The organism is Streptomyces sp. F001, from assembly GCF_004187715.1.
In the GTDB taxonomy this organism is placed as follows: Bacteria; Actinomycetota; Actinomycetes; order Streptomycetales; family Streptomycetaceae; genus Streptomyces; species Streptomyces flavusporus.
The window spans coordinates 1006139-1024053 of the sequence record NZ_QZWF01000001.1 but is presented as its reverse complement, the minus strand read 5'-3'; the positions used below and the strand labels follow the sequence as shown (position 1 = coordinate 1024053).

13 protein-coding genes and 1 pseudogene are annotated in these 17915 nt (G+C 70.0%); 8 read left to right on the top strand and 6 right to left on the bottom strand.

Translation table 11 applies throughout. From position 1 onward, the window contains the following. The first annotated feature begins 64 nt into the window (after positions 1-64). The 6 genes from StrepF001_RS04740 to mshC all read left to right on the top strand — a co-directional run bounded on the left by StrepF001_RS04740 (position 65) and on the right by mshC (position 5852). Positions 65-1120, top strand: a complete 1056-nt coding sequence (locus StrepF001_RS04740; protein ID WP_129796989.1) for an LLM class F420-dependent oxidoreductase — start codon at positions 65-67, stop codon at positions 1118-1120. 244 nt (positions 1121-1364) lie between these two features. Further along, positions 1365-2153 carry a ferritin-like domain-containing protein gene (locus StrepF001_RS04735; RefSeq protein WP_129796988.1) on the top strand — a complete coding sequence of 263 codons (789 nt, stop codon included), beginning with the start codon at positions 1365-1367 and terminating at the stop codon, positions 2151-2153. Positions 2154-2315: 162 nt separating this feature from the next. Then, positions 2316-3002 carry a histidine phosphatase family protein gene (locus StrepF001_RS04730; protein WP_129796987.1) on the top strand — a complete coding sequence of 229 codons (687 nt, stop codon included), beginning with the start codon at positions 2316-2318 and terminating at the stop codon, positions 3000-3002. Positions 3003-3124: 122 nt separating this feature from the next. After that, on the top strand, positions 3125-3715 hold the full coding sequence (locus StrepF001_RS04725; protein WP_129796986.1) for a DUF3090 domain-containing protein: 591 nt from the start codon (positions 3125-3127) through the stop codon (positions 3713-3715). Then, positions 3679-4521, top strand: coding sequence for an SCO1664 family protein (locus tag StrepF001_RS04720; RefSeq protein ID WP_165396159.1), 843 nt, complete (start codon positions 3679-3681; stop codon positions 4519-4521). Before StrepF001_RS04725 ends, StrepF001_RS04720 begins: the two co-directional genes overlap by 37 nt. A gap of 101 nt (positions 4522-4622) precedes the next feature. Further along, positions 4623-5852: a cysteine--1-D-myo-inosityl 2-amino-2-deoxy-alpha-D-glucopyranoside ligase gene (mshC, locus tag StrepF001_RS04715; protein WP_129796984.1), complete on the top strand. Its 1230-nt coding sequence runs from the start codon at positions 4623-4625 to the stop codon at positions 5850-5852. Between the two features lie 78 nt (positions 5853-5930). On the opposite strand, the pseudogene StrepF001_RS04710 reads toward mshC, so the two are convergent. The 6 genes and pseudogenes from StrepF001_RS04710 to StrepF001_RS04685 form a co-directional block, all read right to left on the bottom strand. Further along, positions 5931-6889: pseudogene (locus StrepF001_RS04710) on the bottom strand (PAC2 family protein). 166 nt (positions 6890-7055) lie between these two features. Further along, complete coding sequence (locus tag StrepF001_RS04705) at positions 7056-7727, bottom strand: FadR/GntR family transcriptional regulator (RefSeq protein WP_129796983.1); 672 nt, start codon at positions 7725-7727, stop codon at positions 7056-7058. Positions 7728-7850: 123 nt separating this feature from the next. Further along, positions 7851-9467 carry a glycerol-3-phosphate dehydrogenase/oxidase gene (locus StrepF001_RS04700; protein ID WP_129796982.1) on the bottom strand — a complete coding sequence of 539 codons (1617 nt, stop codon included), beginning with the start codon at positions 9465-9467 and terminating at the stop codon, positions 7851-7853. Between the two features lie 49 nt (positions 9468-9516). Then, positions 9517-11058 carry a glycerol kinase GlpK gene (glpK, locus tag StrepF001_RS04695; RefSeq protein ID WP_129796981.1) on the bottom strand — a complete coding sequence of 514 codons (1542 nt, stop codon included), beginning with the start codon at positions 11056-11058 and terminating at the stop codon, positions 9517-9519. A gap of 81 nt (positions 11059-11139) precedes the next feature. After that, positions 11140-11934 carry an MIP/aquaporin family protein gene (locus StrepF001_RS04690; protein WP_129796980.1) on the bottom strand — a complete coding sequence of 265 codons (795 nt, stop codon included), beginning with the start codon at positions 11932-11934 and terminating at the stop codon, positions 11140-11142. A gap of 338 nt (positions 11935-12272) precedes the next feature. Continuing rightward, positions 12273-13037 carry an IclR family transcriptional regulator gene (locus StrepF001_RS04685; protein WP_129796979.1) on the bottom strand — a complete coding sequence of 255 codons (765 nt, stop codon included), beginning with the start codon at positions 13035-13037 and terminating at the stop codon, positions 12273-12275. A gap of 324 nt (positions 13038-13361) precedes the next feature. Between StrepF001_RS04685 and metH the strand changes: the two genes are divergently transcribed. Together metH and StrepF001_RS04675 are read left to right on the top strand one after the other, a co-directional pair. After that, positions 13362-16889, top strand: a complete 3528-nt coding sequence (gene metH / locus StrepF001_RS04680) for a methionine synthase (protein WP_129796978.1) — start codon at positions 13362-13364, stop codon at positions 16887-16889. A gap of 86 nt (positions 16890-16975) precedes the next feature. After that, a complete protein-coding gene (locus StrepF001_RS04675; RefSeq protein WP_129796977.1) occupies positions 16976-17677 on the top strand; it encodes an HAD family phosphatase in 702 nt (233 codons plus the stop codon). Positions 17678-17915 lie beyond the last annotated feature (238 nt).

Below are 17915 nucleotides of genomic sequence, written 5' to 3'. Positions count from 1 at the left end.
ATCCACCACCCTCACGCTAATGTCGACGCCACAAAGGACGTTACTGATCAGTAAGGGGAAGGCCATGCAGCTCGGGATCAACCTCGGCTACTGGGGCGCCGGAATGGACGCGGACAATCTCGCCGTCGCCCAGGAGGCCGACCGCCTCGGCTACGCCGTCTGCTGGGCCGCCGAGGCCTACGGCTCCGACGCCGCCACCGTGCTCACCTGGGTCGCCGCCCAGACGGAGCGCATCGACGTCGGCTCGGCCATCTTCCAGATCCCGGCCCGCCAGCCCGCGATGACCGCCATGACCGCCGCCACCCTCGACTCCTTGTCCGGCGGCCGTTTCCGCCTCGGCCTGGGCGTCTCCGGCCCGCAGGTCTCCGAGGGCTGGTACGGCGTCAAGTTCGACAAGCCCCTCGCCCGCACCCGCGAGTACGTCGAGATCGTCCGCAAGGCCATGACCCGCGAACGCCTCACCTACGAGGGCACGCACTGGACCCTTCCCCTCCCCGGCGGCCCCGGCAAGCCGATCAAGCTCACGGTCCACCCGCAGCGTGAGCACATCCCGCTCTACATCGCCGCGATCGGCCCCAAGAACCTCGAACAGACCGGCGAGATCGCCGACGGCGCCCTCCTGATCTTCCCCTCCGCGGCCCACCTCGAGGACACCGCGATCAAGCACCTGCGGGCAGGCCGCGAGAAGGCCGGCAAGACCATGGACGGCTTCGACGTCTGCCCCACCCTGCCCCTCGCCGTCGGCGACGACAAGGACGTGACGGCCCTCGCCGACACCTTCCGCCCGTACACCGCGCTGTACGTCGGCGGCATGGGCAGCCCCAAGCAGAACTTCTACAACCAGCTCGCCCAGCGCATGGGCTACGAGAAGGAGGCCGCCGAGATCCAGGAGAAGTACCTGTCCGGCGACAAGCAGGGCGCCGCGGCCGCCGTACCGCACGAGCTGATCGACCAGACCACGCTGCTCGGCTCCGTGGACCGGATCGCCGACCGGATGAAGGCCTACGCCGAGGCGGGAGTCACCACGCTCAGCCTGGCCCCCGCGGGCTTCACCCTGGACGAGCGGCTCGCCTCACTGCGGGCCGGTTCGGAGGCCCTGGAGCGGGCCGGGCTCGCGTAACCGCACCTCGTCGCAGGCGTGGACAAGTCTCACGTGGATAAGTCTCAGCGGCCGTGGTGGGGGCTCGGGGTCTTCCCCGCCGCGGCCGTCAGCGGGAACAACGCGCCGACACGCGCGCGGTTACGCACCCGACGCGACCCCGTCGGTCCTTCTTTTGGCTGAGTTGTCCGACAGAACTGTTGCACCACCCTGGCGCGCCCCTTTGACTCGTTCTTTGCGGAATCCTGCAGAGAGGTGCCCACAGATGCTTTCGGCCAAGAGTCTGTTCCAGGAGATCCTCGACAACGACGAGTCCTTCCGGCTGTTCTGCTCCATCGCGGCCAGCGGTGAGGCACAGGGCGGCTGGGAGAACGCCCGCATCGCCGCGCTCGTCCCCGCCGGTGAGCGCGAACTCGCCCCCAAGATCACCCGCCACGGTGCGGACGAGGACAAGCACGGGCGGATCTTCAACGCCCTGATGAAGAAGCGCGGCCTCGAACCCGTCCCCGTACCGTCCGAGACCGACTACACCATGCTTCTGGAGCAGAACGGCATCGGCCTCGCCCACGACAAGCTGGGGCGCGACGAGCCGCTCACCGTCCAGGACATCATCACGTACCTCTCGCACAGCCGGGTCACCGAACAGCGCGCCTCCGAGGAGATGGAGATGCTGCGCAAGTACTTCGGCGACCACCCCGACCTCGGCCGTGCGGTCAGGATGATCTCCAACGACGAGGACAACCACCTCGCCTACTGCCACGAGGAACTGCTGCGCTTCGCGTACGCCGGGCACGGCCGGGCCATCCAGCGGACCCTGCGTGAGTGCGCGCTCGCGGAGATCCGGATCTACCGCGACGTCAGTCTCGCGGTCATGGCCCACATGGGCCGCATCCTCGGCTGGTCGAAGCCGAAGGCGGCGGTGCTCGCGTTCGGCATCCACGCCGTGTACTGGTACGAGCGGCTCGGCGGCTGGCGGCGCATGGTGTCCCTGAAGATGCCGGAGCGCCGCAACGCCCTCGGCGGCCCCGCGGCCGCTGCACCCGAATTCGCCTGACGCCGGAGCAGGCCGGGCCTCACCTCCAGGGCGGCCATGAGTCCGATGACCGCCGATACGCCGCCGTAGATCCCCACGATCACCGTGGGGATCTCGGCCCTGGCCGCCCCCGCGGGGACTCCGGGCCCCTGCGGCGGGCGGCGTGCGCCTACCCTGGGCCGCATGCCCACGTTGATCCTGGTCCGGCACGGACGTTCCACCGCCAACACCGAGGGAGTGCTCGCCGGCTGGACGCCCGGTGTCGCTCTCGACGAGCGCGGGGCCGCGCAGGCCGCCGCACTGCCCGGGCGGCTCGCCGAGCTGCCGATCGCCGAGGTGGTCACCAGCCCGCTGCAACGCTGCCAGGAGACGATCCGGCCGCTGCTCGACGCCCGTCCCGGGCTGCCCGTCCACACCGACGAGCGGATCGGGGAGTGCCACTACGGCGACTGGTCCGGACGCAAGCTCGCCGAGCTCAAGGACGAGCCGCTGATGGAGGTCGTGCAGGCGCATCCGTCGACGGCCGCGTTCCCCGCAGGCGAGTCGATGCGGTCGATGGCGACCCGGGCCGCCGAGGCGGTACGCGAGTGGAACGCGCGCGTGGAGCGTGATCACGGCCCCGACGCCGTGTACCTGATGTGCTCGCACGGCGACATCATCAAGTCCCTCGTCGCGGACGCACTAGGACTTCATCTCGACCTGTTCCAGCGGATTGCCGTGGAACCGTGTTCCATCACCGCGATCCGCTACACCCGTCTCAGGCCGTTTCTCGTGCGCCTCGGAGACACGGGTGACTTCGCGTCCCTGGTGCCGCACGAGGAACCTCCGGGCGGGGACGCACCGGTCGGGGGCGGTGCGGGCGCACCGTGATCGTCCGCCGCAGTAGGGTGAAGCGGTCGCAGTAGCGCCGTACTTGTTCGCAGCCGAGCGTCCGCACGGCGGCCGGTCGGTCCCGATGTCGATGTCGACCCACGAATCAATGGAGACAGGACGTGTCCCGTCAGGTGTTCCTCTACGACCCCCCGGACCGCTTCGTGGCCGGTACGGTCGGACTGCCCGGGCGCCGTACGTTCTTCCTCCAGGCCACGGCCGGATCCCGGGTGACCAGCGTGGCCCTGGAGAAGACCCAGGTCGCCGCGCTCGCCGAGCGCATGGACGAACTGCTGGACGAGGTGGTGCGCCGCAGCGGCGGCAGCGCGGCGGTGCCGGCCGTGGTGCCCACCGAGATCACCGACACCGGCCCCCTGGACACCCCCATCGAGGAGGAGTTCCGGGTCGGCACCATGGCCCTCGCCTGGGACGGCGAGGAGCAGCGCATGATCGTCGAGGCGCAGGCCCTCGTGGAGCTCGACGCCGACTCCGAGGAGGACCTCGCCGAGGCGGAGGAAAGGCTGCTCCAGGACGAGGAGAACGGTCCCCCGATGCTGCGGGTCCGGCTCACCGGCGCGCAGGCCCGCGCCTTCGCCAAGCGCGCCCTCGACGTCGTCAACGCCGGCCGGCCGCCGTGCCCCCTGTGCAGCCTGCCGCTCGACCCGGAAGGACACGTATGTCCGCGCCAGAACGGATACCGCCGCGGAGCATGACGGCAGCCACTGCGAGCAGCGCAGCGGACGCCGCGCTGCTCGCAGCCGGCGAGCTGACCGTGCGCGGACGTATCCGGGACGCCTCCAACGCGGCGCTGTACTGCACGGTGACCCACGACGGGCGGGAGGCAGCCTGCGTCTACAAGCCCGTCGCCGGAGAGCGGCCCCTGTGGGACTTCCCCGACGGCACCCTCGCCCAGCGCGAGGTGGCCGCGTACGAGGTCTCCGAGGCGACCGGGTGGGGGCTCGTACCGCCCACCGTGCTGCGCGACGGGCCGTACGGCGAGGGCATGTGCCAGTTGTGGATCGAGGCGCAGCCGGACGGCGAGCTGCTCGCGCTCATCGACGCCGAGGAGCCCGGGTCCGGCTGGAAGGCGATCGGCTTCGCCGAGGTCGGGGACGGGAAGACCGCGCTGCTGGTGCACGCGGACGACGAGCGGCTGCGGCGGCTCGCCGTGCTCGACGCTGTGATCAACAACGCGGACCGCAAGGGCGGGCACCTGCTGCCGTCCGGCGACGGGCGGCTGTACGGCATCGACCACGGGGTCACCTTCAACGCCGAGAACAAGCTGCGCACGCTGCTGTGGGGGTGGGCGGGGGAGTCGCTCACCGCGGAGGCCGTCGAGGTGCTCCAGCGGCTCCGCAAGGAGCTGAAGGCGGGCGGGGCGCTTGCCGAGCGGCTGGCCGCGCTGATCACCGGCCCCGAAATCGACGCCACGCGCGCGCGGGTGGACGTACTCCTCGCTTCGGGAGTGCACCCCGAGCCGAACGGGGAGTGGCCGGCCATCCCGTGGCCGCCCGTGTAGGGCCTGTCTGCACACGGGGCCGGGCCGCGCAAGAGTGCCTTCCCGGCCATCCGGCCTGGTCCGGTTCGTATACGGAACTCCAGTCCGGTTAGGCTCAAGACATGCATGCCTGGCCCGCTTCTGAGGTCCCCGCCCTGCCCGGCAAGGGCCGCGACCTCCGGATCCACGACACAGCGACCGGTGGCCTCGTCACCCTCGCCCCCGGTCCCGTCGCCCGTATCTACGTCTGCGGCATCACGCCGTACGACGCGACCCACATGGGTCACGCGGCGACCTACAACGCGTTCGACCTCGTGCAACGCGTGTGGCTCGACACCAAGCGGCAGGTGCACTACGTCCAGAACGTCACCGACGTCGACGATCCGCTCCTGCAGCGGGCGGATCGCGACGGTATCGACTGGGTCGCCCTCGCCGAGCGGGAGACCGCGCTGTTCCGTGAGGACATGACCGCCCTGCGGATGCTGCCGCCGCAGCACTACATAGGCGCGGTCGAGGCGATACCCGGCATCGTGCCGCTGGTGGAGCGACTGCGGGACATGGGCGCCGCCTACGAACTCGAGGGGGACATCTACTTCTCCGTCGAGTCCGACCCCGACTTCGGCAACGTCTCGAACCTGGACGCTGCCGCCATGCGGCTGCTCTCCGCCGAGCGGGGCGGCGACCCGGACCGTCCGGGCAAGAAGAACCCCGTCGACCCGATGCTGTGGATGGCGGCCCGTGAGGGCGAGCCCAGCTGGGACGGCGGCTCGCTCGGCCGCGGCCGGCCCGGGTGGCACATCGAGTGCGTCGCGATCGCCCTCGACCACCTCGGGATGGGCTTCGACGTGCAGGGCGGCGGCTCCGATCTCGCCTTCCCCCACCACGAGATGGGCGCCTCGCACGCCCAGGTGCTGACCGGCGAGTTCCCCATGGCCAAGGCGTATGTGCATGCCGGCATGGTCGCCCTCGACGGCGAGAAGATGTCCAAGTCCAAGGGCAACCTCGTCTTCGTCTCCCGGCTGCGCCGGGACGGCGTCGACCCGGCCACCATCCGGCTCGCGCTGCTCGCCCACCACTACCGGGCCGACTGGGAGTGGACCGACCAGGTGCTGCGGGACGCCCAGGCGCGGCTCGACCACTGGCGCTCGGCTGTCTCCCGCCCCGACGGGCCGAGCGCCGACGCGCTGGTCGAGGAGATCCGCGAGGCTCTCGCCCACGACCTGGACGCGCCGTCCGCGCTCGCCGCGGTCGACCGCTGGGCCACCGCGCAGCACGAGCAGGGCGGCACGGACACCGGCGCCCCCGGTGTGGTGACGCGTGCGGTGGATGCGTTGCTGGGCGTGGCCCTGTAAGACGCCGGCCGGCACCATCGGTCAACGCAGTGGGCCGCTTCCTCCGCAGGGGGGAAGCGGCCCATTCGCGCTGCGTACTCACTCCTCGGGCGAATCCTCGTCGTCGTTGCCCGGCTTCGGCGGCCGGGTCCGGCCGCCCGGGTTGTCCCGCAGATACGGCGGGCTGTCCCCGCCGTCCGCCGTGGCGTGCCCGCCGGGCGGGGTGCCGCCGTCCCGGCGCCGCAGGTACCGCTCGAACTCGCGGGCGATCGCCTCGCCCGACGCCTCCGGCAGCTCGGCGGTGTCCCGCGCTTCCTCCAGCGTCTGGACGTACTCCGCGACCTCGCTGTCCTCGGCGGCCAGCTGGTCCACCCCCACCTGCCAGGCGCGAGCGTCCTCGGGCAGCTCGCCCAGCGGGATGTGCACGCCGATCAGGTCCTCCAGGCGGTTGAGGAGGGCCAGCGTCGCCTTCGGGTTGGGCGGCTGCGACACGTAGTGCGGCACCGCCGCCCACAGCGACACCGCCGGTACACCCGCATGCGTGCAGGCCTCCTGGAGGACGCCGACGATGCCCGTGGGGCCCTCGTACTTGGTCTCCTCCAGGTCCATCCGGCGGGCCAGGTCCGTGTCGGACGTGGTCCCGCTGATCGGAACCGGACGGGTGTGCGGGGTGTCGCCGAGCAGGGCGCCCAGGATCACCACCAGCTCCACGCCCAGCTCGTGCGCGAAGCCGAGCAGCTCGAGCGCCAGCGCATGGACGGTTCGATACCGCGCACCAGCACCAGATCACGCGGCTTGTCACCGCCGACCCGGACCACCGACAACCTTGTCGTCGGCCAGGTGATCTTGCGGACGCCGGCGTCCATCCACACCGTGGGCCGGTTCACCTGGAAGTCGTAGTAGTCCTCCGCGTCCAGCGCCGCGAAGACCTCGCCCTTCCACTCCCTCTCGAGATGCGCGACCGCGGTGGAGGCGGCGTCGCCGGCATCGTTCCAGCCCTCGAACGCGGCCACCATGACCGGGTCGATCAGCTCGGGAACTCCCTCGAGCTCGATCACCCAGTGCCTCCTTCCGACGTGCCCTCGCCTAACGACCCAACCTTACGGCGTGCGGCGGGGGCGCCCGCAGCCCCCTTGCACGGGGGAGTGAACGGATCACTGCCCCGTTCGCCACCCCGGAACACCCCACGATTCATCCGAGCTGTCGCCGGCCCACGGGCCTGGCTCACAGGGTGCTGCGCAGCCACTGCTCCACGCTCGCGATGTGCACCGTGGCCCAGGAACGGGCCGCCTCCGCGTCGCCGTCGCGCAGGGCGGCGAGGATGGCGCGGTGCTCGTGCAGGGTGCGGCTGACCGCGTCCTGCTGGGTCAGGCCGCGCCAGATCCGGGCCCGGGTGGTCGGCCCGGACAGGCCGTCGAGCAGGGAACACAGCACCGAGTTGCCGGAGGCCTGCACGATGCTCCGGTGGAACTCCAGGTCGCAGGAGACGAGCTCCTCCACCGAGGGATTCCCGCCCAGGGCGTCCAACTGGGCCGCCAGGGTGTCGAGTTCCCGTTCGCCGATGCGGCCGGCCGCCATCGCCGTGGCGGCCGGTTCCAGGATGCGGCGCACGGCCAGGAACTCCAGCACCGTGTCGTCGCGGTGGAAGTCGACGACGAAGCTCATGGCCTCCAGGAGCAGTTGCGGATCCAGGCTCGTCACATACGTCCCGTCGCCCTGCCGCACGTCCAGGATCCGGATCAGCGACAGTGCGCGTACCGCCTCGCGCAGGGAGTTGCGGGACAGCCCCAGGTCGGCGGCGAGTTCGCTCTCCTTGGGCAGCCGGTCACCGGGACGCAGCGCACCGGAGACGATCATGCCCTTGATCTTCTCGATCGCCTCGTCAGTCACTGCCATGACCGGCCTCCCTGTAGCTCAGGCCTCCGATGTCTCAGCACATTATGGGGGTGCCGTCCGCCGACCGACGGGGAAAGGGGGCGGCTCCGTCGGCGTGGAGCCGCCCCCTTCGCTGTGCGGGCGTTACTTCTTGTCGAGCAGGTCCTGGACCTTCGTACGGACTTCGTCCGTGGCCAGGCCGCGGATCGTCAGTGTCGTACGGCGGCGCAGCACGTCGTCCTGCGTCTCGGCCCACTCGTGATCGCGGGCCCAGACGACCTGCGCCCAGATCTCCGGGGCGTCGGGGTGGACCCGCTCGGCCAGCTCCGGGTTCTCGTTGGCGAGCCGGGCGATGTCGAAGGCCAGCGAACCGTAGTGCGTGGCCAGGTGCCTGGCGGTGTCGGCCGCCATGCGCGGGCCGGGCGCCGGACGGTCGACCAGCAGCCGGTGAGCGACCGCGCGGGGGTTGGCGACACCTGGCAGCGGCAGCTTCTTCGGCAGCGTGGAGATCGGCTCGAAGTCCTCACCCAGCGGGCGGCCCGGCAGCGTCTCCAGCTTCTTCATGATCGTCCGACCGATGTGGCGGAAGGTCGTCCACTTGCCGCCCGCCACGGACAGCATCCCGCCGCGGCCCTCGGTGACCACCGTCTCGCGCTTGGCCTTCGCGGTGTCGCCGGGGCCGCCCGGCAGCACTCGCAGACCCGCGAAGGCGTAGGTGATCAGGTCACGGTCGAGTTGCTGGTCGCGGATGGAGAACGCGGCCTCGTCCAGGATCTGGGCGATGTCCTTGTCGTTGACCGAGACATCGGCCGGGTCGCCCTCGTACACCTCGTCGGTCGTGCCGAGCAGCAGCATGTCCTCCCAGGGGAGGGCGAAGGTGATGCGGTACTTGTCGATCGGGGTGGCGAGCGCGGCCTTCCAGGGGGAGGTGCGCTTCAGGACCAGATGTGCGCCCTTCGACAGGCGGATCGACGGGGCGGCATTCGGGTCCTCCATACGGCGCAGGTGGTCGACCCACGGGCCGGTCGCGTTCAGTACAAGGCGGGCGCTCACCCCGAACTCGTCACCGGACAGGCGGTCCTTGAGCTCGGCGCCGGTCACCCGGCCGTTGGTGAAGCGCAGTCCGGTCACCTCGGCGTGGTTGAGGACGACCGCGCCCGACTCGACGGCCGCGCGGACCGTCATCAGGGCCATCCGCGCGTCGTTCATCTGGTCGTCGCCGTACACGGCCACGGCCTTGAGGTTCTCGGTGCGCAGCTCGGGCACGTCCGCCTGGGCCTTGGCGGGGGAGAGCAGGTGTCCGACGCCGTCACCGAAGGCCGACAGCATCGAGTAGGCGAAGACACCGGCCCCCAGCTTCGCGGCGCCGTGCGGGCCGCCCTTGTACACGGGGAGGTAGAAGGTGAGCGGGTTCGCCAGGTGGGGGGCCACCTGGCGGGAGACCGCACGGCGCTCGAAGTGGTTCTCCGCCACCAGCTTCACCGCGCCGGTCTGCAGGTAGCGCAGACCGCCGTGGAGCAGCTTGGAGGAGGCGGAGGAGGTGGCGCCGGCGAAGTCGCCGGCGTCGACCAGGGCCACCCTGAGCCCGGACTGCGCGGCATGCCAGGCGGTGGAGATGCCCAGGATGCCGCCGCCGATCACGAGAAGGTCGTACGACGCCCTGGAGAGCTGCTCCCGGGTCTCGGCGCGGCTCGGGTTGGAGCCGGAGGCCGGGCGTGTCCCCAGGGCAGGCACGGACTGCAGGGTGGACTGGCTGGTCATGGTGGGTTGTTGCTCCTCGTCAGCTAGGTGGAGCTCTTTTGAGCTCTCGTCAGCTCTCGTCCTCGTCGAGCCAGCCCATGGTCCGTTCGACGGCCTTGAGCCAGCTCTTGTACTCACGGTCGCGGATCTCCGCGTCCATGCGGGGGGTCCACTCGGCGGCCCGGCGCCAGTTGGCACGCAGGTCGTCGGTGCTGTTCCAGAAGCCGACGGCGAGACCGGCGGCATAGGCGGCGCCGAGGCAGGTGGTCTCGGCGACCATCGGGCGCACCACGGGGGCGTCCACGAAGTCGGCGAGCGTCTGCATCAGCAGGTTGTTGGAGGTCATGCCGCCGTCGACCTTGAGGGCCGTCAGCTCGACGCCGGAGTCCTTGGTCATGGCGTCGGCGATCTCCCGCGTCTGCCAGGCGGTGGCCTCCAGGACGGCGCGGGCGAGGTGCGCCTTGGTGACGTACCGGGTCAGGCCGGCGATCACACCGCGGGCGTCGGAGCGCCAGTACGGGGCGAACAGACCGGAGAAGGCCGGCACGAAGTAGGCGCCGCCGTTGTCCTCGACCGACAGCGCGAGCGTCTCGATCTCGGCGGCGGTGGAGATCAGGCCCATCTGGTCGCGCATCCACTGCACCAGCGCACCGGTGACGGCGATCGAGCCCTCCAGGGCGTAGACCGGCTGCTCGCCGCCGATCTGGTAGCCGACGGTGGTCAGCAGTCCGCTGTAGGAGTTGATGATCTTGTCGCCGGTGTTCATCACCATGAAGGTGCCGGTGCCGTACGTCGACTTGGTCTCGCCCTCGGCGAAGCAGGTCTGGCCGAACAGGGCCGCCTGCTGGTCGCCGAGCGCGGAGGCGACCGGGATGCCGCCGAGCAGGTCGCCCAGCTTGCCACCGGTGATCTCGCCGTAGACCTCGGCGGAGGAGCGGATCTCGGGGAGGATCTGCAGCGGTACGCCGATCGACTCGGCGATCTTCTCGTCCCACTCCATGGTGTGGAGGTTCATCAGCATGGTGCGGGAGGCGTTGGTGACGTCGGTGACGTGGTGGCCGCCGTTGACACCGCCGGTCAGGTTCCAGATGACCCAGGTGTCCATGGTGCCGAAGAGGATGTCCCCGGCTTCGGCGCGCTCGCGCAGGCCCTCGACGTTGTCGAGCAGCCAGCGGGCCTTGGGGCCGGAGAAGTAGGACGCGAGGGGAAGGCCGGTCTCGCGGCGGAAGCGGTCCTGGCCGACGTTGCGGCCGAGTTCCCGGCACAGGGCGTCGGTGCGGGTGTCCTGCCAGACGATGGCGTTGTGGACGGGCTCACCGGTGTTCTTGTCCCACAGCACGGTGGTCTCGCGCTGGTTGGTGATGCCGATGGCCTTGATGTCGTCGCGGGTGATGCCGGCCTTCTCGATGGCGCCGGCGACGACCTCCTGGACGTTGGTCCAGATCTCGGTGGCGTTGTGCTCGACCCAGCCCGGCTTCGGGAAGATCTGCTCGTGCTCCTTCTGGTCGACGGAGACGATCCGGCCGTCACGGTCGAAGACGATGCAGCGGGAGGAGGTGGTCCCCTGGTCGATGGCGGCGATGAACGGGCCGGCGGTGTGTGCGTCGGTCACTGTGTGCTCCTGGAAGTCCTTGGGGCTGGGGCTCGGGTTACGGCGTCATGCTTGCGGCTGCGAGAGCGGACGGACCCGGTTCTAAGCAAAAGCGACGTTGTAGATGCCTGCCGCGATGGCGGCGCCGATCAGCGGACCGACCACCGGGACCCATGCGTAGGACCAGTCGGAACCGCCCTTGTTGGGCAGAGGCAGGAGGGCGTGCACGATACGCGGACCGAGGTCGCGGGCCGGGTTGATGGCGTAGCCGGTCGGGCCGCCGAGGGAGAGGCCGATGCCGACCACGACGAGGGCGACCATCAGACCGCCGACGGCGCCGAGGCCGTTGCCGTTGTCGTTGAGACCTTGCGTGAGGACGGCGAGGACCAGCACGAACGTGCCGATGATCTCCGTCGTGAGGTTCATCACCGCGTTCCGGATCTCGGGGCCGGTGGAGAAGACGCCCAGGACCGGTCCTGCGCCCTTCTCCTGCGCCTCGACGGCCTTGGCCTGCGTGGTCTCCGCGTCCGGACCGCCGACGATCTCCTTGTCGGTGAGGTGCGCGTGGAACTGGCCGTAGTAGGCGAGCCAGACCAGCGTCGCGCCGATCATGGCGCCGAGCAGCTGTCCGCCCCAGTAGACCGGGAGGTTGCTCCAGTCGCTGTCCTTGATCGCGATACCGAGTGTGACCGCCGGGTTGAGGTGGGCGCCGGACAGCGGCGCCGAGATGTAGACGGCCGTCAGCACGGCGAAACCCCACCCGAAGGTGATCGCGAGCCAGCCGGCGTTGCGGGCCTTGGAGGCCTTGAGAACGACGGCGGCAACGACGCCACCGCCGAGCAGGATGAGTATGGCGGTACCGATGGTCTCGCCGATGAAGATGTCGGAGCTGGACACCCGCGACTCCTTTGTCCTTCGTCCAGGGAAGCCGAACCCCGAGTCCCTTCCGGGGTCCGCGAGCCCTCGCAGTGAGGGCGATACCAGCCCTTGGCGTTGTCACACTCTAGCGCGTATTGCCGTTAGGTGTTCGACAATGCCGACCGATGGACGGGAGTCTTGCTTCGGCGTTACGCGCACGTCAAGAGTTCTGTTGTCGAAAACGCGATCGTTATTGATCGCTGTGAGTTGTCGACCTCTGGGGCGGATGTGTCGGAATCTGCCCTATATGTTCGTTTTTAGGGTAGATCGAAAGCCGGGACGCCGTACTGACGCCCCGGCTTGCTTGGATATGTGCGTCAGAACCGTCCGGCGCCCAGGTCCCGCGAGACCGCGCGGGCACAGTCCCGTACCGCCGCGATCAGCTCGGGGCGCAGCTCGCCGTCCGGGCGCAGCCGCTCCACGGCACCCGTGACGCCGACCGCGCCGACCGGCATGCGCCGCCGGTCGTGGATGGGTGCGGCGACGGAGGCGACGCCCTCCCAGGTCTCCTCGACGTCCGCCGCGTAGCCACGCGCGCGCGTGATGTCGAGAATGTGCTCGAAGTCGTCCAGTTCGCACACGGTGCGGTCGGTGAACGCCTTGCGGTCGCTCTCCAGTGCCTCGCTGTGCGCGACCGGGTCGTACGCCGACAGGACCTTGCCCAGGGCGGTGGAGTGCAGCGGCTGCATGGCCCCGATCTCCAGCACCTGCCGGCTGTCGTCGGGCCGGAAGACGTGATGCACGATCAGTACGCCCTGCTGGTGCAGCACCCCCAGATAGACGCTCTCCCCGCTGGAGCGGGCCAGGTCGTCCGTCCACACCAGGGCCCGCGCGCGCAGCTCGTGCACGTCCAGGTACGTGGTGCCCAGGCGCAGCAGCTCGGCGCCCAGCTGGTAGCGCCCGGAGGCGTCGTCCTGCTCGACGAAGCCCTCCTGCTGGAGGGTGCGCAGGATGCCGTGGGCCGTGCCCTTGGCGAGGCCGAGGGCCGAGGCGATGTCGGACAGACCCAGCCGTCGCTCGCCGCCCGCGAGCAGGCGCAGCATCGCGGCCGCCCGTTCGAGCGACTGGATGTTCCGTGCCATCGCCGTTCTGCCTCCGTCCCCTGTGCGACCGTCGAGCCACGACGTCCGCCTCGCTGTTCGCCGATGTTCGACTATGTCCGCTGTTCGGCAATGCCGAACACTACCTGTCGATGCCGATCTGCCGCCAATGGTCGGTCGGCAGTTGTTGCGTCACACGTCCACCGGCGGTGACCCGGCCGCCATCGTGGTCCGTCTCGTGGACGCCCCTGACCATAGGCCCCGGGTCCCGGCTACCCTGGCGGCGTGCGCCCTCGTCCAAAGCCCGCGCGGGCTCTGGACAGCAAGCGCAAAGCCGACAGCCGTCGCACTTCAGGGAGCCCATACATGGCCTCGTTGCCGCAGACCCCTTCCACCGACAGTTCCACCGACAGCCGGACCCGCGTGTCCGCCCTGCGTGAGGCGCTCGCCACCCGAGTGGTGGTAGCCGACGGGGCGATGGGCACCATGCTCCAGGCCCAGGAACCCACCCTCGAGGACTTCCAGCACCTCGAGGGCTGCAACGAGGTCCTGAACGTCACCCGCCCGGACATCGTGCGCTCGGTGCATGCCGAGTACTTCGCCGCGGGCGTGGACTGTGTGGAGACCAACACCTTCGGCGCGAACCTCAGCGCTCTCGGCGAGTACGACATCGCCGACCGCGTCCACGAGCTGTCCGAGGCAGGTGCCCGGATCGCCCGTGAGACCGCCGACGAGTTCGCGCAGCGCACCGGGCAGCAGCGCTGGGTGCTCGGCTCGATGGGCCCCGGCACCAAGCTGCCCACCCTCGGCCACACCACCTTCGCCGCGATCCGCGACGCCTACCAGCAGAACGCCGAGGGCCTCCTCGCGGGCGGCGCGGACGCGCTGCTCGTGGAGACCACGCAGGACCTGCTCCAGACCAAGGCCTCGGTCGTCGCCGCCCGCCGGGCGATGCGGACGGCCGGCTACGACGTACCGCTGATCGTCTCGGTCACCGTCGAGACCACCGGCACCATGCTGCTCGGCTCCGAGATCGGCGCGGCGCTGACGGCGCTGGAGCCGCTCGGCATCGACATGATCGGCTTGAACTGCGCGACCGGCCCGGCCGAGATGAGCGAGCACCTGCGCTTCCTGGCCCGCCACTCCCGCATCCCGCTGTCCTGCATGCCGAACGCCGGCCTGCCCGTGCTGACGGCCGAGGGCGCCCACTACCCGCTCACCGCGCCGGAACTCGCCGATGCGCAGGAGAACTTCGTCCGGGACTACGGGCTGTCGTTGGTGGGCGGCTGCTGCGGTACGACGCCGGAGCATCTGCGGCAGGTCGTGGAGCGGGTCCGGGACACCACGCCGAGCGAGCGCAGTCCGCGTCCGGAGCCGGGCGCCGCGTCCCTGTACCAGTCGGTGCCGTTCCGTCAGGACACCTCGTATCTGGCGATCGGTGAGCGGACGAACGCCAACGGGTCCAAGAAGTTCCGTGAGGCGATGCTGGAGGGCCGCTGGGACGACTGTGTGGAGATGGCCCGGGAGCAGATCCGTGAGGGCGCGCACATGCTCGACCTGTGCGTGGACTACGTCGGCCGGGACGGCGTCGCCGACATGGAGGAACTGGCCGGCCGGTTCGCGACCGCCTCGACGCTGCCGATCGTGCTGGACTCCACCGAGGTCGACGTGATCCGGGCGGGCCTGGAGAAGCTGGGTGGCCGGGCGGTCATCAACTCGGTGAACTACGAGGACGGTGACGGGCCCGAGTCGCGGTTCGCGAAGGTCACGGAGCTGGCCCGGGAGCACGGCGCCGCGCTGATCGCCCTGACCATCGACGAGGAGGGCCAGGCCCGTACGGCTGAGAAGAAGGTCGAGATCGCCGAGCGTCTGATCGCCGATCTGACCGGCAACTGGGGCATCCACGAGTCGGACATCCTCATCGACTGTCTGACCTTCACGATCTGCACCGGGCAGGAGGAGTCCCGGGGCGACGGCATCGCCACCATCGAGGCGATCCGCGAGCTGAAGCGCCGTCACCCCGATGTGCAGACCACGCTCGGCCTGTCGAACATCTCCTTCGGTCTGAACCCGGCCGCCCGGATCCTGCTCAACTCCGTCTTCCTCGACGAGTGCGTCAAGGCGGGCCTGGACTCGGCGATCGTGCACGCGTCGAAGATCCTGCCGATCGCCCGCTTCGACGACGAGCAGGTCACCACTGCCCTCGACCTGATCTACGACCGCCGCCGTGACGGCTACGACCCGCTGCAGAAGCTGATGGCACTGTTCGAGGGCGCCACCGCCAAGTCGCTGAAGGCGGGCAAGGCGGAGGAACTGGCCGCGCTGCCGCTGGAGGAGCGCCTCAAGCGGCGCATCATCGACGGCGAGCGCAACGGCCTGGAGGCCGACCTCACCGAGGCCCTGCAGGACCGCCCGGCGCTGGACATCGTCAACGACACCCTGCTGGACGGCATGAAGGTGGTCGGTGAGCTGTTCGGGTCCGGGCAGATGCAGTTGCCGTTCGTGCTGCAGTCCGCCGAGGTGATGAAGGCCGCCGTCGCCCATCTCGAGCCGCACATGGAGAAGACCGACGCGGACGGCAAGGGCACCATCGTGCTGGCCACCGTGCGCGGCGACGTGCACGACATCGGCAAGAACCTGGTCGACATCATCCTGTCCAACAACGGCTACAACGTGGTCAACCTGGGCATCAAGCAGCCGGTCTCGGCGATCCTGGACGCTGCCCAGGAGCACCGGGCCGATGTCATCGGCATGTCCGGGCTGCTGGTGAAGTCCACGGTGATCATGAAGGAGAACCTGGAGGAGCTCAACGCCCGGGGCCTGGCCGCCGACTACCCGGTCATCCTCGGCGGCGCCGCCCTCACCCGCGCCTACGTCGAGCAGGACCTGCACGAGATCTACGAGGGCGAGGTCCGCTACGCCCGGGACGCCTTCGAGGGCCTGCGCCTGATGGACGCCCTGATCGGCGTCAAGCGGGGCGTGCCCGGCGCGAAGCTGCCGGAGCTCAGGCAGCGCCGGGTGCGGGCCACCGCCACCGCTGTCGTCGAGGAGCGTCCGGAAGAGGGGCACGTCCGCTCCGACGTCGCCACCGACAACCCCGTCCCGACGCCGCCGTTCTGGGGCACCCGCGTCGTCAAGGGCATCCAGCTCAAGGAGTACGCGTCCTGGCTGGACGAGGGCGCCCTGTTCAAGGGCCAGTGGGGGCTGAAGCAGGCCCGCACCGGCGAGGGCCCCTCCTACGAGGAACTCGTCGAGAGCGAGGGCCGGCCCCGGCTGCGCGGCCTGCTGGACCGCCTCCAGACCGAGAACCTGCTCGAGGCGGCCGTGGTGTACGGCTACTTCCCGTGCGTGTCCAAGGACGACGACCTGATCATCCTGGACGACGCGGGCAACGAGCGCACCCGGTTCACCTTCCCGCGTCAGCGCCGCGGCCGCCGGCTGTGTCTGGCCGACTTCTTCCGCCCGGAAGAGGCCGGCGAGACGGATGTGGTCGGGCTCCAGGTCGTCACGGTGGGCTCGCGGATCGGGGAGGAGACGGCCCGGCTGTTCGAGTCCGACTCCTACCGCGACTACCTCGAACTCCACGGTCTGTCCGTGCAGTTGGCCGAGGCCCTCGCCGAGTACTGGCACGCGCGCGTGCGGGCCGAGCTGGGCTTCGCCGGGGAGGACCCGGCCGACATGGAGGACATGTTTGCGCTGAAGTACCGGGGAGCGCGTTTCTCGCTCGGCTACGGCGCCTGCCCGGACCTGGAGGACCGGGCGAAGATCGCCGACCTGCTCGAGCCGGAGCGGATCGGGGTCCGGCTGTCCGAGGAGTTCCAGCTGCACCCCGAGCAGTCCACGGACGCCATCGTGATCCACCACCCCGAGGCGAAGTACTTCAACGCACGCTGATCGGATACGTCGTACACTGGTCGGTCCACAGCAGGCCGGTTCCCGTCAGGGAACCGGCCTGCTAGTCCCTCAGGAGGTACCACCGGATGACGACGACGGTCCCCGCACTCGGCACCCGTACGGCGGAGGGCTCCGCCCTGCAGGCCGTGCTCCTCGACATGGACGGCACTCTGGTGGACACCGAGGGCTTCTGGTGGGACGTCGAGGTCGAGGTCTTCGCAGGCCTCGGTCACACCCTCGACGATTCCTGGCGCCATGTCGTGGTCGGCGGTCCCATGACCCGCAGCGCGGGGTTCCTGATCGAGGCCACCGGCGCCGACATCACCCTCGCCGAGCTCACCGTCCTGCTCAACCAGGGGTTCGAGGACCGTATCGACCGTGCCCTGCCGCTGATGCCGGGTGCCGCCCGGCTGCTGGCCGAACTGGCCGCGCACGAGATCCCGACGGCGCTGGTCTCGGCCTCGCACCGGCGCATCATCGACCGGGTGCTGGGCTTGATCGGCTCCCAGTACTTCGCCCTGACCGTGGCCGGGGACGAGGTGGCGCGCACCAAGCCGCACCCCGACCCGTATCTGCTCGCCGCCGCAGGACTCGGTGCGGAGCCGGCCAGATGCGCGGTCGTCGAGGACACCGCGACCGGTGTGGCGGCCGCCGAGGCCGCGGGCTGTCAGGTGGTGGCCGTACCGTCGGTGGCTCCGATCGCCCCGGCTGCCCGGCGTACCGTGGTGGACTCTCTCGAACAGGTGGACCTGGCATTTCTGCGCGGCCTGATGACGGAAATGCGCTAGGCGTTCACCCACCGTACCGCTTCGGCGGAACAGCAATTCACCAGGTGCACTTGCGAAAGAATTCGAACTCCGGATGGCTGAATTCCGGTCCTGTTGAACCCTGTGCGAAAGTGTGATGTTCGCCACTTCTTGAGGGGTCGACAGGGGCCTGCTCGTGTGTCTCGCGGCCCCAATACAGGGCGGTCACCCCGCCTTTGTGTCCCGATTCATGGAACGCTGTACTAATCCTTCCACTGTC